Origin of the sequence: Micrococcus sp. IITD107 (assembly GCF_041927415.1) — a bacterium.
GTDB lineage: Bacteria > Actinomycetota > Actinomycetes > Actinomycetales > Micrococcaceae > Citricoccus > Citricoccus terreus.
The window spans coordinates 17,896-41,291 of the sequence record NZ_JBHFFN010000002.1 but is presented as its reverse complement, the minus strand read 5'-3'; the positions used below and the strand labels follow the sequence as shown (position 1 = coordinate 41,291).

20 protein-coding genes are annotated in these 23,396 nt (G+C 70.8%); 13 read left to right on the top strand and 7 right to left on the bottom strand.

What is annotated here, in order from left to right:
* The first annotated feature begins 42 nt into the window (after positions 1-42).
* Complete coding sequence (locus tag ACEXHE_RS04520; protein WP_374784890.1) at positions 43-1,272, top strand: class I SAM-dependent methyltransferase; 1,230 nt, start codon at positions 43-45, stop codon at positions 1,270-1,272.
* A 27-nt stretch (positions 1,273-1,299) separates the two neighbouring features.
* Here the strand turns inward: ACEXHE_RS04520 and ACEXHE_RS04515 are convergent, their stop codons facing one another.
* Positions 1,300-2,091, bottom strand: coding sequence for an alpha/beta fold hydrolase (locus tag ACEXHE_RS04515; protein WP_374784889.1), 792 nt, complete (start codon positions 2,089-2,091; stop codon positions 1,300-1,302).
* Between the two features lie 78 nt (positions 2,092-2,169).
* On the opposite strand from ACEXHE_RS04515, the gene ACEXHE_RS04510 reads away from it, so the two are divergent.
* Positions 2,170-3,510, top strand: a complete 1,341-nt coding sequence (locus ACEXHE_RS04510) for a condensation domain-containing protein (protein ID WP_374784888.1) — start codon at positions 2,170-2,172, stop codon at positions 3,508-3,510.
* A 1-nt stretch (position 3,511) separates the two neighbouring features.
* Here the strand turns inward: ACEXHE_RS04510 and ACEXHE_RS04505 are convergent, their stop codons facing one another.
* Together ACEXHE_RS04505 and purD are read right to left on the bottom strand one after the other, a co-directional pair.
* The gene (locus ACEXHE_RS04505) at positions 3,512-4,459 is read right to left on the bottom strand and encodes a phosphoribosylaminoimidazolesuccinocarboxamide synthase (RefSeq protein ID WP_374784887.1); all 948 of its coding nucleotides are present in this window, start codon (positions 4,457-4,459) and stop codon (positions 3,512-3,514) included.
* Positions 4,459-5,802: a phosphoribosylamine--glycine ligase gene (gene purD / locus ACEXHE_RS04500; protein WP_374784886.1), complete on the bottom strand. Its 1,344-nt coding sequence runs from the start codon at positions 5,800-5,802 to the stop codon at positions 4,459-4,461. The genes ACEXHE_RS04505 and purD overlap by 1 nt, the downstream gene beginning before the upstream one ends.
* A 112-nt stretch (positions 5,803-5,914) precedes the next feature.
* Between purD and ACEXHE_RS04495 the strand changes: the two genes are divergently transcribed.
* The 8 genes from ACEXHE_RS04495 (at position 5,915) to purM (ending at position 13,861) form a co-directional block, all read left to right on the top strand.
* The gene (locus ACEXHE_RS04495; protein WP_374784885.1) at positions 5,915-6,229 is read left to right on the top strand and encodes a hypothetical protein; all 315 of its coding nucleotides are present in this window, start codon (positions 5,915-5,917) and stop codon (positions 6,227-6,229) included.
* 22 nt (positions 6,230-6,251) lie between these two features.
* Positions 6,252-7,295, top strand: a complete 1,044-nt coding sequence (locus ACEXHE_RS04490) for an asparaginase (protein ID WP_091695926.1) — start codon at positions 6,252-6,254, stop codon at positions 7,293-7,295.
* A 14-nt stretch (positions 7,296-7,309) separates the two neighbouring features.
* On the top strand, positions 7,310-7,693 hold the full coding sequence (locus tag ACEXHE_RS04485) for a sterol carrier family protein (RefSeq protein WP_091695924.1): 384 nt from the start codon (positions 7,310-7,312) through the stop codon (positions 7,691-7,693).
* Positions 7,694-7,732: 39 nt separating this feature from the next.
* The gene (locus tag ACEXHE_RS04480; RefSeq protein WP_374784884.1) at positions 7,733-9,064 is read left to right on the top strand and encodes a hypothetical protein; all 1,332 of its coding nucleotides are present in this window, start codon (positions 7,733-7,735) and stop codon (positions 9,062-9,064) included.
* A gap of 74 nt (positions 9,065-9,138) precedes the next feature.
* A complete protein-coding gene (locus ACEXHE_RS04475) occupies positions 9,139-10,494 on the top strand; it encodes a hypothetical protein (RefSeq protein ID WP_374784883.1) in 1,356 nt (451 codons plus the stop codon).
* A 40-nt stretch (positions 10,495-10,534) separates the two neighbouring features.
* Complete coding sequence (locus ACEXHE_RS04470) at positions 10,535-10,927, top strand: hypothetical protein (protein ID WP_091695915.1); 393 nt, start codon at positions 10,535-10,537, stop codon at positions 10,925-10,927.
* On the top strand, positions 10,908-12,632 hold the full coding sequence (purF, locus tag ACEXHE_RS04465) for an amidophosphoribosyltransferase (protein ID WP_374784882.1): 1,725 nt from the start codon (positions 10,908-10,910) through the stop codon (positions 12,630-12,632). Before ACEXHE_RS04470 ends, purF begins: the two co-directional genes overlap by 20 nt.
* Positions 12,629-13,861, top strand: a complete 1,233-nt coding sequence (gene purM, locus ACEXHE_RS04460) for a phosphoribosylformylglycinamidine cyclo-ligase (protein ID WP_374784881.1) — start codon at positions 12,629-12,631, stop codon at positions 13,859-13,861. The genes purF and purM overlap by 4 nt, the downstream gene beginning before the upstream one ends.
* A 102-nt stretch (positions 13,862-13,963) precedes the next feature.
* Here the strand turns inward: purM and ACEXHE_RS04455 are convergent, their stop codons facing one another.
* From ACEXHE_RS04455 to ACEXHE_RS04445, 3 genes are all read right to left on the bottom strand, one after another.
* Positions 13,964-15,781: a gamma-glutamyltransferase family protein gene (locus tag ACEXHE_RS04455; protein WP_374784880.1), complete on the bottom strand. Its 1,818-nt coding sequence runs from the start codon at positions 15,779-15,781 to the stop codon at positions 13,964-13,966.
* 58 nt (positions 15,782-15,839) lie between these two features.
* Complete coding sequence (locus tag ACEXHE_RS04450) at positions 15,840-16,721, bottom strand: Sir2 family NAD-dependent protein deacetylase (protein ID WP_374785239.1); 882 nt, start codon at positions 16,719-16,721, stop codon at positions 15,840-15,842.
* Between the two features lie 156 nt (positions 16,722-16,877).
* The gene (locus tag ACEXHE_RS04445; RefSeq protein ID WP_374784879.1) at positions 16,878-17,102 is read right to left on the bottom strand and encodes a DUF3073 domain-containing protein; all 225 of its coding nucleotides are present in this window, start codon (positions 17,100-17,102) and stop codon (positions 16,878-16,880) included.
* 167 nt (positions 17,103-17,269) lie between these two features.
* Between ACEXHE_RS04445 and ACEXHE_RS04440 the strand changes: the two genes are divergently transcribed.
* Both ACEXHE_RS04440 and ACEXHE_RS04435 read left to right on the top strand, forming a co-directional pair.
* On the top strand, positions 17,270-17,965 hold the full coding sequence (locus ACEXHE_RS04440) for a hypothetical protein (protein ID WP_374784878.1): 696 nt from the start codon (positions 17,270-17,272) through the stop codon (positions 17,963-17,965).
* Between the two features lie 79 nt (positions 17,966-18,044).
* The gene (locus tag ACEXHE_RS04435; protein WP_374784877.1) at positions 18,045-19,472 is read left to right on the top strand and encodes a M20/M25/M40 family metallo-hydrolase; all 1,428 of its coding nucleotides are present in this window, start codon (positions 18,045-18,047) and stop codon (positions 19,470-19,472) included.
* A 96-nt stretch (positions 19,473-19,568) separates the two neighbouring features.
* On the opposite strand, the gene clpB is transcribed toward ACEXHE_RS04435, so the two are convergent.
* Entirely contained in the window at positions 19,569-22,154 is a 2,586-nt protein-coding gene (gene clpB, locus ACEXHE_RS04430) for an ATP-dependent chaperone ClpB (RefSeq protein WP_091695901.1), read from the bottom strand.
* A gap of 338 nt (positions 22,155-22,492) precedes the next feature.
* Between clpB and ACEXHE_RS04425 the strand changes: the two genes are divergently transcribed.
* Positions 22,493-23,374 (top strand): ABC transporter substrate-binding protein, encoded by an 882-nt coding sequence (locus ACEXHE_RS04425; RefSeq protein WP_374784876.1) that lies wholly within the window; start codon positions 22,493-22,495, stop codon positions 23,372-23,374.
* Positions 23,375-23,396: the final 22 nt, after the last annotated feature.

The following is a 23,396-nucleotide window of genomic DNA, read 5'->3' as shown; positions in this document are numbered from 1 at the left end:
TCCGGAGAGCTGACAGTGCGCGTCGGTGACAGGCCGGCATCCATGGTGCGGGCAGACCTCGCGGCGGCCGGGGTGAGGCTGAACGCGTATGCCGAGGCGCTGCTGGACCGACCTGAGTTCGGCACTGAGTCTCCCGAGCCGCAGACCGTGGAGGTGGTCCTGCGGAGCGTCTCGGAGCTGGGGCTGACGGACGGTGGGACCCTGCCGGAGGTGTTCGCCGCCGCAGCGTCCGCAGGCCTGAGGCTGTGTCCTCTGACCACCGGCCCCGCGCTGCGGTTGGCCCTGCGGGACCAGGAGTCGGCGCCGGACTCGGTCCTCTCCACCGGACGGGCACCCACGGGCTCGATCCACGTGGCCTCCGCCCCGGTGAGTGAGGACCACGAGGTCCCCAAAGGCTTCTACCTGCGCGTGATCGACGGCGTCCCCTGGCTGCGCGGCTACCGCTGCGATGACGTGCACGTCCACGCCCCGGACGTGGTCTTCGCGTTCGCCCGGCACAGTGCCCCCGTAACAGCCCACAGCACCTCCGGCAACCCAATGGGAGCAGCCATGGAAGATCTGGAGGACTTCGTCCCCTCGGCCAACCAGCGCGTGGATCCGGACGTGTACGAGATCGAGAACCGCGCGATGGACCGCGAGCAGACCCTCTGGACCGAACTGCGGCGGCAGTCGGACTGGCGGGATCGCGTCATCCTGGACCTGGGCTGCGGATCCGGCTACTGGCTGCCTCACTACGGTGACGCCCTGCAGGTCATCGGGGTCGAGCCCGACCCCACGTTGATCACGCTCGCTGGACAGCGGCCCGGAGAGGCGGTGGTCCTGCGGGGCTCAGCGGAGCACATTCCACTGGCTGACGCCTCCGTGGATGTGGTGCATGCCAGGTTCGCGTACTTCTTTCCGCACCCCCGGTTCGACCCGTCGGCCGGACTGCGTGAAGTCGGGCGGGTGCTGCGCGAGGGCGGAACACTCGTGGTGATCGACAATGACACGGAGACCGGAGAGTTCGCCGAACTGCTTCGGAGAAGCGCTGCCGCTGCCGCGCAAGGTCAGGACACCTACGCGAGGCAGTGGTGGGCTTCCCAGGGTGCTGACACCACCGAGGTGATGAGCTCCTGGACGTTCGAGACGCGCGAGGACTTGGAAGCTGTCCTTCACCTCGAGTTCCCCGCTGAACTCGCAGATTCATGGCTGGCCGGCCATCCGGAGCGGACGGCGCTCACCTACGGCTACCTGGTCCATCGTTGGACGACACCGAGCGGTGCATCAGCCTGAGCTCCCAGCCTGTGAACGCGCTGCCGGTCAGTCGTTGTGTGACGCCGACCGTTCCACGTCGGCCGCCAGGATGATCGGCCAGCCAGCCACGTCCTCCGGGGTGTGCGCGACCTGCAGTGTCGCGTCCGGGAGCATCTCGACCAGTGCCTGCGCGGTGGAGAGCGGATGAGCAGGGTCATCCACCCAGGCCAGAATCGTCGTCGGGATATCCAGTGAGGCGATCTGCTCCGGGGTGGGCAGGTCACTCATGGCCGCCCCGCGATAGATGGAGGGCAGCAGCTCGCCGCTGACGTGCGGGATCGTCTCCGGGGTGCCGATGGTGGCTGGCGGGCGCGGCATCTGGGTACTGGCCGCGACGAAGCGCTCCATGCCGTGCTGCTCGATGAACTCGGCGAGGCGGCGATAGTCCCCCGCCTGCGCGGTGCGAGTGGCCCAGGCGGTGGGCGGGAGCATCAGCGTGAAGCCGCTGAACCTCTCAGGCGCGCGCACCGCGGCGTGCAGGAGGGTGCCGGTGCCCATGGAGGGGCCGACCCCGTGGACCTGCTCGTCGGGAAACCAATGGTCCAGCAGGGCCAACAGGTCCTCGGCGAGCGCCGGCCAGCGATAGTCCTCCGGTTCGCGCCGCCCGGTGGAGTGACCGTGCCCGCGGGCGTCGTAGCGCAGCAGCTGGGTGCCGGAGAGGCCTCGCCCCAGATCCAGGTCCAGCACACGGTCGCGGTAGCGGCTGGAGGTCAGCCCGTGCAGCTGCACGACCGGTTGGCCGGACTCATCGCTGAACGACCAGGCCAGTTCGGCCCCGGGAACCTTGAACTTGTGCATCGTGTGCCTCCGGCCTCTGGAACGCAGCGGCCGCATAGCCGCAACGACGACGTAACGCGATGCCTCTACGGTACTGCCATGCGACTGAGCCACATCAACTCCCTGCGGTTGCCGTTCGGCCGTCTGCTCAGCTGTGACCTGCCGGTGCAGGTCCTCCCCGCTGATCCCGTCGATGCAAGCGAGCTGGCGGGCGGTGCCGCGCTGGACGAGCTGCCCGTCTCCTTCGACCAGCACCGCCACGTCAGCATGGGCAATCGCGCCGGATCCTGGATGGCGCTGTCCTTCCGCCTCCCACACCCCGTGCCCACGGCGAGCATCGGGCGGGCCTGGCGCGCCGTCGTCGGGACACATGGAACCCTGCAGACCATCTTCCTTCCCGACGACGAAAGCCCCCAGCTGCGGCGGGTCAGCGTGGGCGAACCGTCCTGGCGCGAGCACGAGATCAGCCCCGGCCAACCGGTCCACGAGGCCCTGCGCGAGGTGCTCGACGCCGCCTGCAGTCCCTACGAGAGGCCCTCGCATCGGCTGTGCGTGATCGAGACCGCCGACGGACCGCACGTGGTGGTAGCCTCCGACCATTCCCACGTGGACCTGTGGTCGCTGCTGGTACTGGTGCGCGACCTGCTGGCCGCCCTCGAACAGTGCCTGCGCGGCGAAGAGCCCCAGCTGCCCGCCGTCCCGGAGTTCGCCGAACACACCCGCGAGCTGCTCGAGCGCCCGGCCGCCCCGCCCGAGGTCAGCCGACGCTGGAGCGAGATCCTCGACGCCGGCGGCGGCGTCATGCCCCGCTTCCCGCTGCCGCTGGGCGAGCCGGTCCCCCACCCCGAACGCGTCGAGGTGCGCGATGTCCTCGGGGTCGTCGAGCTCGCCGCCTATTCCTCGGTCGCCGCTGAGGCCGCCGTCTCCACGCTCGCGCTGACCGTCTCTGTGATGACCGAGACCACCATCACGACGGCGGGAGCACCGCTGCGCGTGGTGTTCCCCGTCCACAGTCGTTCCCAGGAGCGATGGCACGATTCCGTCGGCTGGTTCATCACGAACTCCGTATTGGAATCCGCCGACCCGGACCCCGCCGCCTGTGCGCTGGCCGTCCGCGAGGCGGTCCGGCTGGGCTCCTGGCCGCTTGCCCCGATCATGACACCCTATGGCGGGATGCCGGAGGCCCCGGGCATGTTCGCGGTCTCCTGGCTGGACCTGCGCCGCCTGCCGGTCCGGATCGACGCGGCCGGGCTCGGTGCCCACTACGTCTCCGCGGCCATCCGCACCAGCGGTGTCATGCTGTGGTTCATTGTCGACGAGACCGGGGTACACCTGCGCTGCCGCTACCCCGACACCGTCCAAGCCCGGCAGAGCGTGGGCAGTTGGCTCGACGAACAGGTCTTTCGCATGCGCGCTCGGGCGCGCGAGCTGCGCTCCTAGCTCAGGCGCTGAAGGTCCGACCTGTCAGACGCTGGTACGCCTCCACGTAACGCGCACGGGTCTTCTCCACAATCCCCGTCGGCAGCGCCGGCGGCTCCTGACCGGAGTGACGGTCCCAGCCGGTCTCCGGCGAGGTCAGCCAGTCCCGCACGAACTGCTTGTCGAAGCTGGGCTGGGAGCGTCCCGGCGCATAGTCGGCGGCATCCCAGAAGCGCGAGGAGTCCGGGGTCAGCACCTCGTCGCCGAGCACGATCTGCCCGGTGGCCGGGTCCACGCCGAACTCGACCTTGGTGTCGGCCAGGATGATGCCGCGCTCGCGGGCGATGCGCTCGGCCCGCTCGTAGACCGCCAGGGTCAGAGTCCGCAGCCGGTCGGCGGCGTCCTCCCCCACGCGCTCGCTCATCTGCTCGAAGGTGATGTTCTCGTCATGCTCGCCCACTTCGGCCTTGGCCGAGGGGGTGAAGATCGCCGGCTGCAGTCGCGAGCCGTCCACCAGTCCCGCCGGCAGCGGCAGCCCGGTGACGGTGCCGGACTCGCGGTACTCCGCCAGCCCGGAGCCGGTCAGGTACCCGCGCGCGATGCACTCCACGGGGAACATCTCCAGCTTCCGCACGATCATCGCCCGCCCGGCCACAGCCTCCGGGACGTCCAACGAGACCACGTGGTTCAGGATCGGCTCCGCGCCTCCGGCCTCGGCCAGCTGCTCGAACCACCACAGGGAGAGCTGGGTCAGGACCTTGCCCTTGTCCGGGATCTCGGTGCCCAGCACGAAGTCATAGGCGCTGATCCGGTCCGAGGCGACCACCAACAGCGTGTCAGCCTCGGCGCCCTCAGCCCCCTCGGCACTGCCGGCCCCCGCATCCTCCGGCTCGTACAGGTCCCGGACCTTGCCCGAGTACACATGCCGCCACCCGGGCAGCTCCAGCGTCTGCGCCGCGAACCCTGCCATCAGCGCTGCTCCCCATCCTGCACGTCCCGGCCAGCAGCGCCCGGCACCACGATCTCTCCCCGCTGCGCCTTCAGTCCGATGTCCGTGCGGTGCTGGGATCCGTCCATCCGGATCTCCGCCACGCCCGCGTAGGCCCTCTCCCTGGCCTCGGCCAGGGAATCCCCCAGCCCGACGACGGCCAGCACCCGCCCGCCTGAAACGACCAGTCCGGCGTCGGGAAGGTCTGCACCGTCTCCCCCTGCCCCCGGTGCGAAAGCGGTCCCAGCGTGGAGCACGGAGACCCCCTCGAGCGCCTCGGCCGCGTCCACCCCCTGGACCGCGTCACCCTTGCGCGGTTCGTCCGGGTACCCGGCGGCAGCCACCACCACATCCACAGCGTGCTGCGGGGACCAGTCCAGCTCGCCCACCCGGCCCAGGCAGCCGGTGGCGGCGTCCATCAGCAGCCGCCCCAACGGGGTGCGCAGCCGGGCCAGGACGGCCTGGGTCTCGGGGTCGCCGAAGCGCACGTTGAACTCGATCACCTGAATGCCGCGCGCGGTCACGGCCAGGCCGCAGTAGAGCACGCCGGCGAACGGGGTGCCGCGGTCAGCCATGGCGGCGATCACCGGCCGGGCCACGCGCTCCAGGACCTCCTCGGTGAAGCCCTCCGGCAGCCACTCCAACGGGGTGTACGCGCCCATGCCTCCCGTGTTCGGCCCGGCGTCCCCGTCGCCGATCCGCTTGAAGTCCTGCGCGGGCACCAGCGGCACAGCGTTCGTCCCGTCCGAGAGCACGAACAGGGAGACCTCCGGGCCGTCCAGGTACTCCTCGATCACCACGGTCCCACCGGCGGCGAAGCAGCTGCGCGCATGCTCCAGGGCTGCCTCGCGGTCCCCGGTCACCACCACGCCCTTGCCGGCGGCCAGACCGTCGTCCTTGACCACATAGGGTGCGCCGAACTCGTCCAGTGCGGCAGCGGCCTGCTCTTCGGTCTCGCAGCTGTGCGCGCGGGCGGTGGGCACCCCGGCCTGGGCCATGATGTCCTTGGCGAACGCCTTGGAGGCCTCCAGCTGGGCAGCCGCACGGGAGGGGCCGAGCACGGTGAACCCGGCCTCGCGCAGGGCGTCCGAGACACCCGCCGCGAGCGGCGCCTCCGGCCCGACGACGGCCAGGTCCACTCCCAGCTCCCCGGCCAGTTCCGTGACACTCACCGGATCGGTGGCCTGCACGGGGTGGACCGGGACATCGCGGGCGATCCCCGCGTTGCCGGGTGCAGCGTGGACCTCGTCCACGGAGGGGTCGCGCAGCAGCGCACGGATGATGGCATGTTCGCGGCCGCCGGAGCCGAGCACGAGGATCTTCACAGTTCCCCAGCCTAGGCGGTGGCGGGGCGGGGTGCGCCTGTGCGTCTGCGGTGGCTGTGCTGCCGCGGCGCCTGCACCGACCAGCCCGGTCACCACCCCGTAGCCTGGGTGCATGAGCATGCCCCAGCCGCACGACCCCCGCCAGGACCCCCGCCTCGGTGGGATGAACCCTGAGCCGATCCGCCAGCATGAGCAGCAGCAGAACTACGGGCACCCCTACGGCAAGGCCCCCACCGCTGGGCGGAGTCCGCTCGGGAGCGTCTACACCTTCCTGATGATCTGGGTGACCACCGCCCTGATCATGTGGTTCGCCACCCGGATGTTCGGCTTCGAACGCGGGGACATCGGGGCAGCCCTCGTCTCCCTGGTGGTGTCCCTGGCGGCAGCGATCGGCATCACCGCCTGGCTGCGCCGCCGCGACGGCTGACCGCTCGCCTACAGTGGATCCCGTGACTGAGACCACTCGCACCCCCAACGCCACCTTCCCGCTGGACCGTGCCGTGGAGCTCGTCCATGTGGTCCGCAACGGATTCCTGGAGTCCCGCACCGCCGGCTCGGCCGTGGTGACCGCCCCGGACGGCTCTGTCCTGGCCCGGCTGGGCGATCCAGATGCCCTGATCTACCCGCGGTCCACGCTCAAGCCCCTGCAGGCGATCGCCTCCCTGCGGCACGGCGCCCGGCTGGTGGACGAGCAGATCGCCCTGGCCTGCGGGTCCCACCGCGGCACGTCCCGCCACCGCCAGACCGCCAGCACGGTGCTGGCCTACGCCGGGATGGACGAGTCGGACCTGCAGTGCCCGCCCGCCTGGCCGGCCGATCCGCAGGACATCGTGCGGATGGCCATGGACGCCGGCCCGGAAGGACCTCAGAAGACCCCGCTGGCCTACAACTGCTCCGGCAAGCACGCCGGATTCCTCTCCGCCTGCCGGCACGGTGGGCACGACCCGGCCACCTATCTGGACGCCGAGCACCCCGTGCAGCGTGAGGTGGTCTCGGTGATCGAGCAGTACTGCGGCGAGCCGGTGGCGCACCTGGGCGTGGACGGCTGTGGTGCCCCGGCGCCGGTGCTGTCCCTGACCGGACTGGCCCGCGGGATCGGCCGGGTGGCTGTGGCCCCTCAGCGCCGGGACGCCGAGCTGCACGCCGCCCGGGTGGCCACCGCCATGCTCGAGCACCCCTGGGCCGTGCACGGGGCGACCAACTCCAACACCGTGGTGCTGCGCGAACTCGGGCTGCTCGCCAAGCTCGGGGCGGACGGCGTGATGGTGATGGCCGCCCCGGACGGCACGGCCGTGGCGGTCAAGGCACTCGACGGCGGCACCCGGGCGGGCAATCTCGTCTCCCTGGCGCTGCTGGCCCAGTTCGCCCCGGACCACGTGGACATGGAGGTCCTGCCGGGCGTGCTGGAGCAGGTGGCCCCGAAGATCCTGGGCCGCGGCGAGCCCGTGGGCCGGGTGCAGCTGGCCCGGCCGGTCCTCGAGCTGCTGGACTGAACAGGAGCACCCCGATGGCCGTCAAACGCCGCATCCCCGTGGAGGAGGGCCGCTCCGCCCTGCGCACCTGGGCCGAGGCCGCCGCCACCGGTGCCGAGGACGCCGCCGCCCTGCCCCGCACCACTCGCGCCACAGCCGTGCGCTACACCCTGGAGGAACTGGCCACCCGCGCGGAGGGCAACTCCGTGGAGGTCCGCGTCCCCCCGTTCGGGGTGTGCCAGTGCATCGCCGGGCCCCGCCACACCCGCGGGACGCCTCCGAACGTGATCGAGACCGACCCGGCGACCTGGCTGGGACTGGCCACGGGGCAGCTGAGCTGGCAGGCCGCCGTCGGGCAGGGGCGCGTCAGCGCCTCCGGAAGCCGCGCTGACCTGAGCTCGCTTCTGCCACTGGACTGACGCCCACCGGACCGCCCGGTGCGCACAAGGGGGACCACCATGCAGGACACACCCGCGGAGACGCCCTCCGGCCCACCGCCTGGCCGCACCGCCCGGCCCGAGCCAGACCGCCCGCACCGTCCGGGCCTGCTCCTGCCCTGCGCGGCCCTGCTGCTGGCACTCTCCTCCCTGGTGCTCGGGATCGTGTTCACCACGGCCGTGAGCGCGGACTCAGACTCGCGCGCGCTGTTCAGCCTGACGAACACCCTGTCCACGCTGACGGAGCTGGTGGTGATCGGGCTCAGCGTCGCCTCCCTGGTGGTCACTGCCACCGCGCTGCGCACCAGACGCACCCCCTGGGAGCCGGCCGTCGCGGACCTGTGCACGGCGATCGCGCTGATCATCCTGAGCCTGCCGGTGACCATCCTGCCGTTCGGGTATGACCAGATGGAACCGATCTTCACCGTGGTCGCCACCGTGGGTGCCGTGGCGGCGTTCGTGGGCCTGGTGTTCCTCCTGGTCGCCGCAGCCCGCCGGCGCTACGCCTCCACGGGGCAACTGGTCAGCTCACTGCTGGTGATCCTGACCGCGTTGATCACCGGCGCGTTCAGCACCGGGCTGCTGGACCCGGTGACCCAGGCGCTGCTGCCCTGGTTCGGCCTCACCGCCTCCGCCGTGCTGACGGTGCTGGCGCTGGTGGCGGTGGTCCTGCGGTGGATGGACCGCCGGAACGCTCCCCCGGCCTCCTCACCACTGGATCCGGCTCCGGCCTCGGCGCAGGCCCCCGCCGGCACCGCCCTGCGCACCCTGGCGGGCCTCCGACTGCTGGGCACCCCCGCCGCCCTGCTGCTGATCATGCTCGCGGTCATCCAGGGGACCGAGGGCTTCGTGCTGCTGGGGGTGGCCTGCCTGCTGGCCCTGGCCGCGCTGGTCGCCGCTGTCCTGGAGGCCCGACGCCGCACCCATCCGCGCCGCACTCTGGACGCTGTGGGCGCAGTGCTGGTCCCCCTGGCCGTGCTACTCACCCCGGCCGCCATCCTGGTGTTCAGCATCAACGACGACTCCGGCGGCTGGGGCGCCCTGCTCGGGCTCGGGATCGGCAGCATCGCCTCGCTCCTGCTGGGGCTGATCGGCCTGGTCTTCACCGCGGTCACCGCCTTCTCCTCCCGGTCGGCGCTGCACCGCACGTGGGCCGGTCGGGTGTCCGCCGTGGCCACTGCGGCCACACTCATCCCCGCTGGCCTGGCCCTGCCGCTGATCGCCGTGGGAGGGCAGCTCCTGCTGCCGGTGGCCCTCGCGGTTGTCCTGGCAGGCCTGGTCTTCGGCTGCCTGGAGATCGCCCGGTCCCCTGTCAGACGGATCTGCGGTAAACCCCTATGCCGCGCCGCATGATCCGGGTCACGGTTCCCACCGGTAGATTTACGTTCAGGCGGTGCCGCGCGGTCCGGCCAGACGGAGGGGACCCCATGGACCAGACCACCACCGGCCCGACGACGGCCACCACAGACCCAGCGCGACGTCGCGGTCTGGCACGGGTCCTGGTGGCCTGCAGTGTGCTGGCGGTGGTGCTGCGCCCGGTCGCCTCGGCCGTGCTGTTCCCCTCCGGTGACTTCGGCATGGTCGGCAGTCGGTTCGCGAGACTGATCTCGATCGTCAACGTGACCAACCTTCTGCTCACCCTGGTGGCTGCCGGATTGGCTGTGGCCGTGATCGTCCTCGGGGCGATGTCCCTGAAGCAGCGTGGCCCCGGTTCGAGCGGCTGGCATGAGACCACGGGGATGTCCTGCGTGGCCGCCGCCGTGCTGGTCCTCTGCCCGCCGTTCCACGTCGTGGTCGCCGAGCCCGAGGCACTCATGACCCTGCATCTCGTGACCAGCGCGGTGGCCGTGCTGGCCTCGGTCATGGGGCTGGTCTTCGTGGGCCTGGCCCTGCGCGGCAGCGGTCAGTCGCACGATCACCGCGATCACCCCACTCACCACGCTCCGGGTCGAGCACTGCTCGCCACCGTCCTGGCCGCCGGTGCCCTCATGGTCCTCACCGTGGGCAGCACCGGATTGTTCGTGCCTCTGGACGGCCCCCGCCTCCCGTGGCTCCAGCCACTGGTGCTGATCGTGGTGACGGTCATGGCCGTGCTCGGCCTGGTGCTGGCGGTGCGCGCCCGTCGTGATGACGGGGCTGTCCCCGCTGCCGAGGAGTCCGGCGCTGTCGCTGCCCCACAGGCACCGCAGGCCCCGCAGACTGTGCGTGCCCCGCAGACGGAGACCGACCGCGGGCTGCTGGCGGCGCGACTGCTGGGCACCCCGGCGGCCATGCTCCTGCTCGTGCTCAGCCTGGTCTTCGGCGAGTTCGTGGTGGGCCTGATGCTGGTCGCCGGCGTGGCCGCCGTGATCGCGGTCATCGCAGCCGTGGTCGAGGCCAGGCGCCGCACCGACGGCCGCCGCTGGCTGGACGCCATCGGCGAGATCCTGGTGCCCGGGGCCCTGCTGATCACCCCGGTCGCCGTGCTGATCATGAGCATCACCGATGAGACCGGCTGGGGCGCCCTGGCGGGACTGCTCTGGGGCGGACTGCTGAGCATCCTCGTGGGGCTGATCGGACTGGTCTTCACCGTGGTGTCCGTCATCGGCGGCCGGCATGAGAGCCCCATCAGCGCGATCTCGGCGCTGGCCACCGCAGCCACCTTCATCCCGGTGGCCCTGCTCGTCCCCCTGCTCGGCGCCGGCAGCGGAGGGCCCGTGGTGGCCGTGATCGCCGGACTCTTCCTCCTGGTCGGTCTGATCGCCAGCGGCATCGCCGTGGCCCAGCGTCACGACCGCTTCTGACCGACCCGCCGCATCGACGACCCCCACTAGACTGGAGGGCATGACTTCTTCGGCCGAGCATCCCCCGCAGGCGCCCCCGGTACAGCGTGAGTTCGTGGTGCGCCGCGCCCCCAGGATCGGTGTCTTCATGGCCTCCGGCGCTGCGCTGGGTCTGATCGCCGCCCTGCTGGTGACCACGTTCGGCCCGCAGAACCCGGAGTTCACCTTCGCCACCACGTTCGGCTTCTTCTTCGTGCTCTTCGCCGTCGTCGGTGCCGCCCTGGGCTCGCTGGTCTGGCTCGTCCTGGACCGCCGCTCCCGCAAGGAGATGTACACCGTGCATGCGGAGTCCGTGCAGGACCCGTCGCAGGCAGATGTCGCCCTGCGTGGAACAGACGTCCAGCAGTGGCGCGATCGGTGGGAGAATGAGGACCGTGACTCACAAGCGCGGTGACGGCCAGCTCAACCATGACCTCCTCCCGAACGAGAAGGGACCGCAGGACGAATGCGGTGTCTTCGGCGTCTGGGCCCCCGGTGAAGAGGTCGCCAAACTGACCTACTACGGTCTCTACGCCCTGCAGCACCGCGGCCAGGAGTCCGCGGGCATCGCCACCTCCAACGGCAAGCGGATCAGCGTCTACAAGGACATGGGTCTGGTCTCCCAGGTCTTCGATGAGTCCACCCTGAATACCCTGACCGGCCACATCGCCATCGGCCACTGCCGGTACTCCACCACCGGCTCCTCCCACTGGGCCAACGCCCAGCCCACGCTCGGCGCCACCGCTGAGGGCACCGTGGCCCTGGCGCACAACGGCAATCTGGTCAATTCCGCCGAGCTGCACCGCATGGTGACCGAGCGCTACGGCGTGCCCGCCCGCGGAGAGATGGCCCAGGGCAACACCACGGACACCGCCCTGGTCACCGCCCTGATGCAGGGTGAGTCCGGGACCGCCTTCGAGCAGACCGCCAAGGAGCTGCTACCCCAGATTCGCGGTGCGTTCTGCTTCGTGTTCATGAACGAGACCACCCTCTACGCCGCCCGTGACCCCCACGGCGTGCGTCCCCTGGTGCTGGGCCGGCTCGAACGCGGCTGGGTGGTCGCCTCCGAGCAGTCCGCCCTGGCCACCGTGGGCGCCTCGTTCATCCGGGAGATCGACCCGGGCGAGATGATCGCGATCGACGAGGAGGGCATCCGCACCACCCGTTTCGCCGAGCCGAAGCCCGCGCACTGCGTGTTCGAGTACGTCTACCTGGCCCGCCCGGACGCCGCCATCAACGGCCGCTCGGTGTACGAGTCCCGCGTGGAGATGGGCCGCCAGCTGGCCCGCGAGAACACCTTCGAGGCGGACGTGGTCATCCCCGTCCCCGAGTCCGGCACCCCCGCGGCGGTCGGCTTCGCCGAGGAGTCCGGCATCCCGTTCGGCCAGGGCTTCGTGAAGAACGCCTATGTGGGCCGCACCTTCATCCAACCCTCCCAGACCCTGCGGCAGCTGGGCATCCGCCTCAAGCTCAACGTCCAGCCCGGCGTGGTGGGCGGCAAGCGCGTGGTGGTGGTGGATGACTCCATCGTGCGCGGCAACACCCAGCGCGCCATCGTGCGCATGCTCAAGGAGGCCGGCGCCCGCGAGGTCCACGTGCGCATCTCCTCCCCGCCGGTCAAGTGGCCCTGCTTCTACGGGATCGACTTCGCCTCCCGCGCCGAGCTGATCGCCAACGGCGCCGGGGTGGAGGAGATCGCCGCGTCCATCGGCGCCGACTCCCTGGAGTACATCTCCGAGGACGGCATGATCGAGGCCACCCGCCAGCCCCGCGCCACCCTCTGCACCGCCTGCTTCACCGGCGACTACCCCATCCCGCTGGCCACCGAGGACGAGCGCGGCAAGAACCTGCTCGAGCGCCCCCTCTCCACCACGTCCAGCCCGACGACGGCGCCCGCACCTCAGGCGTCCACGGTCGCCTCTCCGGCGGCCTCGCCGGAGGCGGGCTCGACGGACTCGACGGACTCGACGGACTCGCGTGCTGCCGCCGGGACCCTGGAAGGCGAGACGCTCTCCCCCACCGTGGACCCGGCCGAACGGCCCGGGGCCAATGGCTGCGAGCCGGGCCCGGACGCCGAACTGGAGAACCTGCTGACCGAGAATGACAGGACCCCGCTGTGACCGCACCTGAGAACACCACCCCGCCGGCCGCCGTCGGGAATGCCCCTGCCCAGCCCATCACCTACGCCACCGCCGGGGTGGACGTGGAGGCCGGGGACCGCGCGGTGGAGCTGATGAAGGCCGCCGTGCAGGCCACCCACGGGCCCTCCGTGGTGGGCGGGTTCGGCGGGTTCGCCGGGATGTGGGACGCCTCGGCGCTGCTGAAGTACCAGAAGCCGCTGCTGGCGACCTCCACGGACGGCGTGGGCACCAAGGTCGCGATCGCCCAGGCCCTGGACAAGCACGACACCATCGGGTTCGACCTGGTGGGCATGGTCGTGGATGACATCGTGGTGGTCGGCGCGGAGCCGCTGTTCATGACCGACTACATCGCCTGCGGCAAGGTGGTCCCGGAGCGGATCGCCGGGATCGTGCGCGGGATCGCCGAGGCCTGCCGGGTGGCCGGCACCGCCCTGGTGGGTGGCGAGACCGCCGAACACCCGGGCCTGCTGGGTGTGGACGAGTATGACGTGGCCGGTGCCGCTACCGGTGTGGTGGAGGCCAGCGCGGTGCTGGGTCCGGAGCGCGTGCGCCCGGGCGACGTGGTGATCGCCATGGCCTCCTCCGGCATCCACTCGAACGGCTATTCGCTGGTGCGCCGCGTGATCAACTCCGCCGGCTGGTCCCTGGACCGTGAGGTCAGCGAGCTCGGCCGGACTCTGGGCGAGGAGCTGCTCGAGCCCACCCGCGTGTACGCCGCCGACTGCCTGGACCTGATGCGCCACCTCAACGGGGACACCGTGAGCGGTGCCTCGGCTGCTGTGCAGACCGCGTCCGGGGAGGCCGCCCTGCGCGGGTTCTCCCACGTGACCGGCGGTGGCCTGGCCGCGAACCTCGCGCGCGTGCTGCCCCAGGGCGTGCTGGCCACCGTGGACCGCGGGACCTGGTCGCTGCCCCCGGTGTTTCAGCTCGTGGCCCAGCTGGGCCAGGTGCCGCTGCCGGACCTGGAGCGCACCCTGAACCTGGGTGTGGGCATGGTGGCCGTGGTGGACCCCGCCGCCGCGGACGCCGCCGTGGAACGTCTGGCCTCGCGCGGGATCACCGCCTGGGTGGCCGGACAGGTGGCCGAGGCCTCCGCCGCCGAGTCGGTCTCCGCCGTGGAGCAGGCTCCGGCCGAGGACCACGTGCAGGGCGCCAAGGGCGTGGACGGCGGCGCCGTGCTCCTCACCGGCGCCTACGCCTCCCGCTGACGAGGCTCAACAGACCGTCCGGCTCAACGTGCGGCCCGACGTGTGGGATTCGGTGCGCTGGAACCCTGCATGTCGGGCCACACGTTTCGTGGGCTGGCGCGCTCACCGGCCGGCGGCGTAGCCCTGGCCACCGCGGGGGTTCGCCGCCGCGCTGAGCTGCCCGGTGGCCGGATCCTGGGTGACCACGGAGAGTCGGCCCAGCGTCCACTCCCCGGCTCGCTCCAGCACGTGACCGCGCCGTTCCAGCTCGGCCAGGACCTCTTCGCCCACGCATGACTCCACCACGGCGCCGCCCGGGGTCCAGGTGCGCGGCCAGAAGGAGCCCGGCACGGAGGTGGTGTGGCACGCCGGGGCGTCGATCGCCTGCTGGGGCTCGTACCCACCCACGATCGTGCGCAGCAGGTACAGCAGCTGCCACTGGTCCTGCTGGTCTCCACCGGGTGATCCGAGGGCCGCCACCGCGCGTCCGTCCTTCAGCACCAGGGTGGGGGTCAGCGTGGTCCGGGGACGGCGGCCCGGGGTCAGTGTGGTGGGCGCCCCCGGCTCCAGCCAGGTCATCTGGAGTCGCGTGCCCAGGCAGAACCCCAGCCCGGGGACCGTGGGCGAGGACTGCAGCCAGCCGCCGGAGGGCGTGGCGGAGATGATGTTGCCCCACCGGTCCACCACGTCGATGTGGCAGGTGTCCCCGCGGGTCTCTCCGGTGCGGGACACCGTGGGCTCTCCCACGCCTGGAACGGACGAGTCCTGCCCGCGCAGCGCCGGTGGCGTGTCGTCGGTGCGCAGGGGCGGGACGAACGGGGTGCGCCCTTCCACCAGGCCCGGACGGAACTCGTGGGAGGCCTGCTCGCCGATCAGCTCCCGCCGTGCGGCGGCGTACTCCTGGCTGATCAGCGTCTCCAGGGGAACCTCCGTGTCCCCGTAGTACGCCTCTCGGTCGGCCAGGGCCAGCTTCTGCGCCTCCAGCACGGTGTGGATCCCGCGCGCGGTGGAGGGGTCCAGGTCTGCGTCGTCGTATCCGTCCAGGATGGCCAGTGTCTGCAGCAGTGCCGGACCCTGGCCCCAGGCCCCGGTCTTGGCGATGGTGTGCCCCCGGAACTCCAGGGTGGCGGCCGGCTCATACCCGGCGCTGAACGCGGCCACGTCCGCCCGGGAGATCACTCCGGCGTGGTCGGTCCCCGAGGAGTGCCGGTGCGGTGTGGCGGCGAACTCCACGATCGCCTCCGCCACGAATCCGGTCCGCCAGGCAGACCGCGCCGCCTCGATCCGGTCCTCTCGCGAGTCAGCCCCGGAGGATGCGCCGGCCCGGGCCAGTCGGGCGAGGACCTCGGCGTACTCCGGGTTCCGAACGACCTCCCCGGCCACCGGAACCCTCCCCTGCGGCATCCACTGGGCTGCGGAGCTGGGCCAGTGCTCGGTGAACAGCTCCTGCACGGTGGCGATCGTCGCGCAGACCCGCTCCCCCACGGCGTGGCCGTCCCGGGCGTATCCGATCGCGTAGTCCAGCACCGCGGCGAGCTCCCAGGTTCCGTGGTCCCGCAGCAGCACCAGCCAGGCGTCCACTGCTCCGGGGACGGCCGCAGCCAGCGCGCCTGATCCGGGCACCAGCTCCAGCCCCTCAGCACGGAAGTGCTCCGGGGTCGCCGCCGCGGGCGCAGGCCCCTGTCCCATCAGCACCACGGGGCGTCCGGGGTCCTCCGCCGTGGCGAAGATCCCGGTCATGTCCCCGCCGGGGCCGTTGAGGTGCGGCTCCACCAGATGCAGCACGAAGGCTCCGGCCACGGCGGCGTCGAAGGCGTTGCCTCCGCGTTCCAGCACCGACTGCGCGGAGGCCGTGGCCAGCCAGTGGGTGGAGGCACTCATCCCGAAGGACCCGCGCAGGGTGGGACGGGTGGTGAAGGACGGCGGGGCGGTGAAGGCCACGGGGGCACTCCTGACGGGTCGGCATGCACGGATCGGTGCCGCCCATGCAACCACAGGTTCAGAGCTGGGCGTCGAGCCACTCCAGAGCCGGGATGATCGAGGTGCGCCAGCGCCACTGCGCCCGGCTGTCCGCACGGGTGGGCCCGCCGTTGATCAGCCCCACCGGCCTACCGGTGCGCCCGGCGTCCAGCACGAACTTGAAGCCGCTCATCACGGCCAGTGAGGTGCCCACGGCCAGCAGCGATCCGGCCCGCTCGAACGCCTCGGCGGCCGCCTGCTTGCGCACCGCCGGCACCGACTCCCCGAAGTACACCACGTCCGGCTTCAGCTCCTCGGACCCGCAGACCAGGCAGCCCACCATGGTGAACCGCTCCACCGCGGCGGCGTCCAGCTCGATGTCCCCGTCCGGGTTCACCAGGCTCGGATCCACCCGGACCGAGTCCAGGTAGCCGGGGTTGGCCTGCTCCAGCCGGGCGTCCAGGGAGCGGCGGTCCTCGGCGGCGCCGCAGTGCAGGCACATCACCGTCTCCAGGTCACCGTGCAGCGGCACCAGCTCCGGGGTCCCGGCGGCGGCATGCAGTCCGTCCACGTTCTGGGTGATCAGACCGGCGGTCAGTCCGCGGCGCTGCCAGTCGGCCAGGATCCGGTGGGCGGCGTTGGGGGCGGCCACGTCCATCTGACGCCAGCCCACGTAAGAGCGCGCCCAGTACCGGTGCCGGGCACCCGGGTCGTGCCGGAACTCCTGGTAGGTCATCGGCCGGTGCCGCCGCAGGGAGCCCTCGGGACCGCGGTAGTCCGGGATGCCGGAGTCGGTGGAGACCCCGGCGCCGGTGATCACCAGCGGTCGGTGCTCGCGCAGCAGCTCCAGGATCCCCTCCCGAGCCTCGGACTCGTCCTGCAGGGGCGCGGTGTCCTCCACCACGCGGGCGATGGATCGCAGTGCGGCCCGGTGGCCGTTCGCGGCGGGGTGATGCGCGTCGAACCCCTCGCTCCAACGGGGCGAGGGGTTCGACGGTGGTGTGGTGGGACCCTGGGTCTGACCTGCAGCTGCGGTCTCAGCGGGGTCGGACGGGTGGCTCACCGGAGATGGATCCGGTCAGCGGTCATCGCCGTCCTCAGGGACGTAGTCCGCATACTTGTCGACGTAGTCGCTGTACTCGAACTCGTCCGAGCCGTCCCCGACGGCGGAATAGTCGCCTCCGCGGGACCCGCTTCCGCCGGCCAGCTCACGTTCAAGAGCCGACAGATCAGTGGCCGGGGAGAAGTACTTCATATCCCGGGCCTGCTTGGTTGCCTTTGCCTTTTGACGGCCGCGCCCCATGAGCGTGACCCCCTTTGTTCTCGGACTCCTGCGCCGTCAGCGTCTAGGCATGGCTGGGCGGGAGTGCGCACTGATCATGATGGTTCGTGCTCCCTAGGTTAACATGTTTCAGGCCCCCTCGCCGCCGCCCCCACCGCCCCTCCAGGCCAGGAAGGATCCCGGCACCCATGGAACCTCGCAGCACTCCGGACGAGACCCCCTCGCCCTATCTGCCTCCGCGCCCATCCGGGGACCCCGGCCCCCAGGACCGGCAGGAGGACCATCACGACGACGGCCCCGCACCTCGGCGGCGCGTGGCCGGTTGGGTGGTGGTCGCCGCGGTGGCGGCCCTGGTGCTGCTCGGCGCCCTGCTGGTGCCGTGGCTGCAGTCCTCCTCCCGGACCGCGCCCACCCCGGAGGCCTCGGTCTCCCGCAATCCCTCCCCCGGGGTGGACGGGATCGTGGCGCGCGCCGTGCCGGCCGCGCAGCAGGTGCCCGGGGACTGCCTGACGGACTTCGAGGACATCGAGTCCGCCTCCACTGTGGTCGAGTGTGAGAAGGCCCACCAGGCCCAGCTGATCGCTCGTAAGACGTGGCCGGAGTCGGCCTCCTTCCCGGAGGGCGGGATGCGCGGACCGGCCGAGGAGTTCTGCGGCCAGGTGCCCCTGACCGGGTCCCCGCAGGCCCAGGTGCGGATCGAGATCTCCCATCCCAACCAGGCCACCTGGGAGGAGGGCGACCGCCGCGTGGACTGCGTGGCCCACGCCCTGCAGGGCACCCTGACGGCGTCCCTGGTGGAGACCCCCGTGGTGGAGCCGTCCCCCACACCGTCGGCGTCAGCATCACCGACGCCGTCGGCCTCGCCCAGCCCCTCGGGCGGCTGACGCCGACTCTTTACCGGGTCCGCTCTCCCGTTTAGGGTGTGTTTCACATCACTCCCCTGAAACGGAAAGCTGTGATCCCATGCGTCGTTCATCGACCTTCCTGGCCGCCAGTGTCCTGGCCGCCTCCCTGATCAGTGCCCCCACGGCGCTGGCCCAACCTGTCTCGCTCGCTGCGGCGCCCTCCGCAGCTGCGGCCTCGCAGACCCCGGACCATCGGGCCGGAGGGAACCCGAACAGTCCGGAGAAGCTGGTGCGCTCCATCAGCTCCACGAACCTGGAGCAGGACATCCGGGCTCTGGCGGACATCGCCGAGGAGCACGGCAACCGTGCCGCCGGCACCCCGGGCTATGACGCCTCGGTCGACTATGCGGTGAGCGAGCTGGAGAAGGCTGGCTATGACGTCGAGCTCCAGGAGTTCGAGATCACCTACACCGAGACGCTGCGCGCCGAGCTGACCCAGCAGACCCCGGTGGAGCAGGACCTGGCCCACACGGTGTTCACCTACTCCCCCTCGGCCCAGGCCAGCCAGGCGCAGGTGGCCGCTCCCAGCGATCCCCTCGGCTGCACCACCGCCTCCTGGGGCAACGCGGATCTGACGGGCAAGGTGGCCTTGGTCTCGCGCGGCGACTGCCCATTCGCTCAGAAGTCCGTGACCGCGGCCGGTCTCGGAGCTGAGGCGGTCATCATCTACAACAACGCCGAGGGGCCGCTGAACGGCACCCTGGGTGAGCCCTCGCAGGACTATGTCGGCACCATCGGCGTGACCCGCGCGGTGGGTCAGGAGCTGCTGGGCCAGCTGCAGCAGGGCCCGGTGACGCTCTCCCTGGATCTGGACCAGCTCACCGAGCAGCGTCCCACGGTGAACATCCTGGCCGAGACCCGGACCGGCCGTGAGGACAATGTGGTCATGCTCGGGGCGCACCTGGACGGCGTGCCGGAGGGGCCGGGCATCCATGACAACGCCTCGGGCTCCGTGGTGGCTCTGGAGGTGGCCCGTCAGGCCGCGAAGGCGAACAAGGTCAACAACAAGGTCCGCTTCGCCCTGTGGGGCGCTGAGGAGATCGGCCTGCTGGGCGCGGCCCACTACGTCGAGTCCCTGACCCCGGCCGAGCGTGAGGCCATCGCCATGTACGTGAACCTGGACATGGTGGCCCCGCTGGACCATCAGAACACCATGGGCGTACTGCAGGGCGACTTCTCGCTCGGCGCGGAGAGCCTGCTGCAGGATCAGCTGGAGCGGGACGGCCACGAGTACGGTCCGGCCGGCAACGGCAACAACTCGGACTATGCGCCGTTCGTAGCCTCGGGCATCCCCGCCACAGGCCTGCTGTCCTACTACGACGACAACTACCACACCCCCGAGGACGACATCGACAACGTCTCCATCACCTCGCTGACGCACTCGGCTCGAGCCACAGCCAACATCATCGGCACGTTCATGTATGACACCTCGCTGATCAACAGCAAGTGCTCCGCTGGCAAGTCCGGCACGCCGAAGTCCTGCTGATTCCGCAGGAACCACCCGTACGACGACGGCGCCGTCACCCTGGTCTGGAGTGTCCAGTCAGGGTGGCGGCGCCGTGTGCGTCACCGGTGATCGGGCTCAGCCGGCGCGGGTGACGCTCAGGGTGTCCTCCTCGCGGTCCACCAGCACGGTGTCCCCGTCCTGGATCGTCCCGGAGAGCAGGGCCCGGGCCAGCCGGTCCCCGATCTCGCGCTGCACCAGCCGGCGCAGCGGGCGGGCACCGAAGGCCGGGTCATAGCCGGTCAGGGCCAGCCACTCACGGGCGGCCGGGGTGACCTCCAGGGTCAGCCGGCGCTCGGAGAGGCGGCGGCCCAGTGACTGCACCTGCAGGTCCACGATCTCCGTCAGGTCCTCGATGCTCAGCGGGTCGAACTGGATGATGTCATCCAGCCGGTTCAGGAACTCGGGCTTGAAGGAGGCGTTGACCACCTTCATCACCGCGTCCTTCTTCTCCTGCTCGCTCAGGGTGGGGTCCACCAGGAACGGGGAGCCCAGGTTGGAGGTGAGGATCAGGATCACGTTGCGGAAGTCCACTGTGCGGCCCTGTCCATCGGTGAGGCGGCCGTCGTCGAGCACCTGGAGCAGGATGTCGAAGACCTCCGGGTGGGCCTTCTCCACCTCGTCCAGCAGCACCACCGAGTACGGGCGGCGCCGCACGGCCTCGGTCAGCTGGCCGCCCTCGTCATAGCCGACGTACCCGGGAGGGGCTCCGACCAGGCGGGAGACGGCATGCTTCTCCGAGTACTCGGACATGTCGATCCGCACCATGGCGTGGTCGTCGTCGAAGAGGAACTCCGCCAGCGCCTTGGCCAGCTCCGTCTTGCCCACGCCCGTGGGACCCAGGAACAGGAAGGAGCCGGTGGGCCGGTCCGGATCCGAGATGCCGGCCCGCGCCCGGCGCACGGCATCGGAGACGGAGGCCACGGCGGCACGCTGGCCGATCAGCCGCTCCCCCAGGTGGTCCTCCATGGTCAGCAACTTGTCCTGCTCGGACTGCATCATCCGACCGGCGGGGATGCCGGTCCAGGCGGAGATCACCTCGGCGATGTCGTCGGCGGTGACCTCCTCGGAGACCATGGACGACTCCGACTGTGCGGTCTGGGACTGCGCGGCGTCGGCGTCCTGCAGCTGCTGCTCCAGGGCCGGGATCTCCCCGTAGAGGATGCGCGAGGCCTCGGCCAGGTCACCGTCACGCTGGGCCTTCTCGGCCGCAGAGCGCAGCTCGTCCAGCTTCACGCGCAGGTCACCGGACTGGTTCAGCGAGGCCTTCTCCTGCTCCCACTGCGCGGTGAGGCCGGCCAGCTGCTCCTTCTGGTTGGCCATCTCCTCACGCAGGGCGGCCAGACGCTCCACCGAGGCGGGGTCGGTCTCGTCCTGCAGGGCCAGCTCCTCCATGGTCAGCCGGTCCACCGAACGGCGCAGCTGGTCGATCTCCTCCGGGGCGGAGTCGATCTCCATGCGCAGCCGAGAGGCGGCCTCGTCCACCAGGTCGATCGCCTTGTCCGGCAGCTGCCGGCCGGAGATGTACCGGTGGGACAGGTTCGCCGCGGCCACCAGGGCGGAGTCGGCGATGGCCACCTTGTGGTGGGCCTCGTAGCGTTCCTTGAGTCCACGCAGGATGGCGATGGTGTCATCCACGCTGGGCTCACCCACGTAGACCTGCTGGAAGCGACGCTCCAGGGCCGGGTCCTTCTCGATGTTCTCGCGGTACTCATCCAGGGTGGTGGCCCCGATCAGCCGCAGCTCGCCGCGGGCCAGCATGGGCTTGAGCATGTTGCCGGCGTCCATGGCGCCCTCGGAGGCACCGGCGCCGACCACGGTGTGGATCTCGTCGATGAAGGTGACGATCTGGCCGTCAGAGGCCTTGATCTCCTCCAGCACGGCCTTCAGGCGCTCCTCGAACTCACCGCGGTACTTGGCCCCGGCGATCATGGCGCTCAGGTCCAGGGAGATCAGGGTCTTGCCGCGCAGGGACTCGGGCACATCGCCGGCCACCATGCGCTGGGCCAGGCCCTCGACCACGGCGGTCTTGCCCACACCGGGCTCACCGATCAGCACCGGGTTGTTCTTGGTGCGGCGGGAGAGGACCTGGATGACCCGGCGGATCTCGGCATCACGGCCGATGACCGGGTCCAGCTTGCCCGAACGGGCCACCTCGGTCAGATCCGTGCCGAACTTCTCCAGGGACTGGAAGGTGTTCTCCGGATCCGGGGTGCTCACCCGGGTGTCCCCGCGGACCTGCTTCACGGCAGAGCTCAGCGCATCCGGGGTGGCACCGGCGTCACGCAGGGCCTCACCGGCGGCCCCGGCGTCTGCGGCCAGGCCGAGCAGCAGGTGCTCGGTGGAGACGTAGTCGTCCCCCATGGCCTCGGCCTGCTGACGCGCAGCCTGGACCACCTGGACGCCCTGCCGAGAGAGCTGGGCCTGGGCCACGGAGGACCCGGAGGTGGAGGGCAGTGCACGGATGGCGGTGCTGGCGGCGGTGGAGACCACATCCGGGTCAGCACCGGCGGCCTTGAGCACCGCAACGGCGACCGACTCCCGCTGGTCCATCAGCGCCTTGAGCAGATGGGCGGGCTCGATCTGGGGGTTGCCTGCAGTGGAGGCGTTCATGGCCGCAGCCGAGAGAGCCTCCTGGCTCTTGGTGGTGAACTTGGCGTCCACAGCATGCTCCTTCCAGCCCGTCCGCGGGCTGATCAGTCAACGATTCACAGTGTTCCACTCAAACTTGAGTCTACTCAACTCAACCCTGAGTGAGGCTGAGATATTCCGGCTGTGGGAGGAGCAGGCGAGGTGCCGCATCCTGGAGCCGGTGGGCAGAGGCGATGCACAGCGCGGTGGTGGTGCGGAGAGGCCGTCGGCCGGAAGAGACGTTCATGGTCACAGAGAGTCCCCCTCGCTGGTCTGAGATACCGGTCACCATCCACTCTGGCCTATCATGAGGCCCTTGACACGCCCTGCCACTCCCGCGCGGGGTCACTGCCCCATGGGAAGGCAACTCCATGACCGCCACACGACCCCGGCTGACCGCCGTGGCCGCGATGGGACTGGGTGCGCTCGCGCTGAGCGGATGCGCCGTGCTCGGGCCCGCCGCCGACGGCACCGGTTCGGACACGATCGCCGAGAAGACCACCACCGTCCCACTGCTCAACCCCGACCAGCTCTCCGTCTGCGCGGACGTCCCCTACCCGCCCTTCGAGTTCTTCGAGGGCAACACCCTGGTGGGGTATGACATCGACATCGCGCAGCGGATCGCCGACGACCTCGGGGTGCGGCTGAACGTGGTGGACACCTCCTTTGAGGGGATCGAGTCCGGAGCATCCCTCTCCGGCTGCGACCTGAACCAGTCCTCGATCTCCATCACCGAGGAGCGCCAGCGCCTGATGGGCTTCAGCCTGCCCTACCTGGACGATGACCTGGTCCTGGTGTCCGGCAAGGACTCCGGGATCACCGACATCGACTCCGCCCAGGGCAGGCGCGTGGGCGTGCAGGCCGCCACCACCGGCGAGGCCTACGCCGAGGAACAGGGCCTGAACACCGTGCAGTTCGAGGACGGCGGCATGCAGCTGGAGGCCCTCAAGGCCGGCACCGTGGACGCCCTGCTGGGCAACCAGTCCGTCATCCTCTACGGACTGAAGGACGATGAGCGCTTCTCCGTGGTGGACTCCTTCGACACCGGCGAGTCCCTGGGCATCGGTGTCAGCCCCGAGAACTCCCTGCTGCTCTCAGCCGTCAACCGGTCCCTGACCGAGATGGAGGAGGACGGCACCCTGCACGAGCTGCGCACCAAGTGGTTCGGCCAGGAGGCCGCCGACGCCCACGTCACCCAGTCCGGCGCCGCGGCCGGATCCGCGAGCACCGACACCGAGGAGGACGGCCAGTGAGCACCGCATCCCGCCCCAGCGC

Bases quoted from the DNA above. Each gene is read 5' to 3' on its own strand.
- ACEXHE_RS04520 (WP_374784890.1), top strand. From the start codon at position 43: ATGGTGCGGGCAGACCTCGCGGCGGCCGGGGTGAGGCTGAACGCGTAT.
- ACEXHE_RS04515 (WP_374784889.1), bottom strand. From the start codon at position 2,091: ATGCACAAGTTCAAGGTTCCCGGGGCCGAACTGGCCTGGTCGTTCAGC.
- ACEXHE_RS04510 (WP_374784888.1), top strand. From the start codon at position 2,170: ATGCGACTGAGCCACATCAACTCCCTGCGGTTGCCGTTCGGCCGTCTG.
- ACEXHE_RS04505 (WP_374784887.1), bottom strand. From the start codon at position 4,459: ATGGCAGGGTTCGCGGCGCAGACGCTGGAGCTGCCCGGGTGGCGGCAT.
- ACEXHE_RS04495 (WP_374784885.1), top strand. From the start codon at position 5,915: ATGAGCATGCCCCAGCCGCACGACCCCCGCCAGGACCCCCGCCTCGGT.
- ACEXHE_RS04485 (WP_091695924.1), top strand. From the start codon at position 7,310: ATGGCCGTCAAACGCCGCATCCCCGTGGAGGAGGGCCGCTCCGCCCTG.
- ACEXHE_RS04480 (WP_374784884.1), top strand. From the start codon at position 7,733: ATGCAGGACACACCCGCGGAGACGCCCTCCGGCCCACCGCCTGGCCGC.
- ACEXHE_RS04475 (WP_374784883.1), top strand. From the start codon at position 9,139: ATGGACCAGACCACCACCGGCCCGACGACGGCCACCACAGACCCAGCG.
- ACEXHE_RS04470 (WP_091695915.1), top strand. From the start codon at position 10,535: ATGACTTCTTCGGCCGAGCATCCCCCGCAGGCGCCCCCGGTACAGCGT.
- ACEXHE_RS04445 (WP_374784879.1), bottom strand. From the start codon at position 17,102: ATGGGGCGCGGCCGTCAAAAGGCAAAGGCAACCAAGCAGGCCCGGGAT.
- ACEXHE_RS04440 (WP_374784878.1), top strand. From the start codon at position 17,270: ATGGAACCTCGCAGCACTCCGGACGAGACCCCCTCGCCCTATCTGCCT.
- ACEXHE_RS04435 (WP_374784877.1), top strand. From the start codon at position 18,045: ATGCGTCGTTCATCGACCTTCCTGGCCGCCAGTGTCCTGGCCGCCTCC.
- ACEXHE_RS04425 (WP_374784876.1), top strand. From the start codon at position 22,493: ATGACCGCCACACGACCCCGGCTGACCGCCGTGGCCGCGATGGGACTG.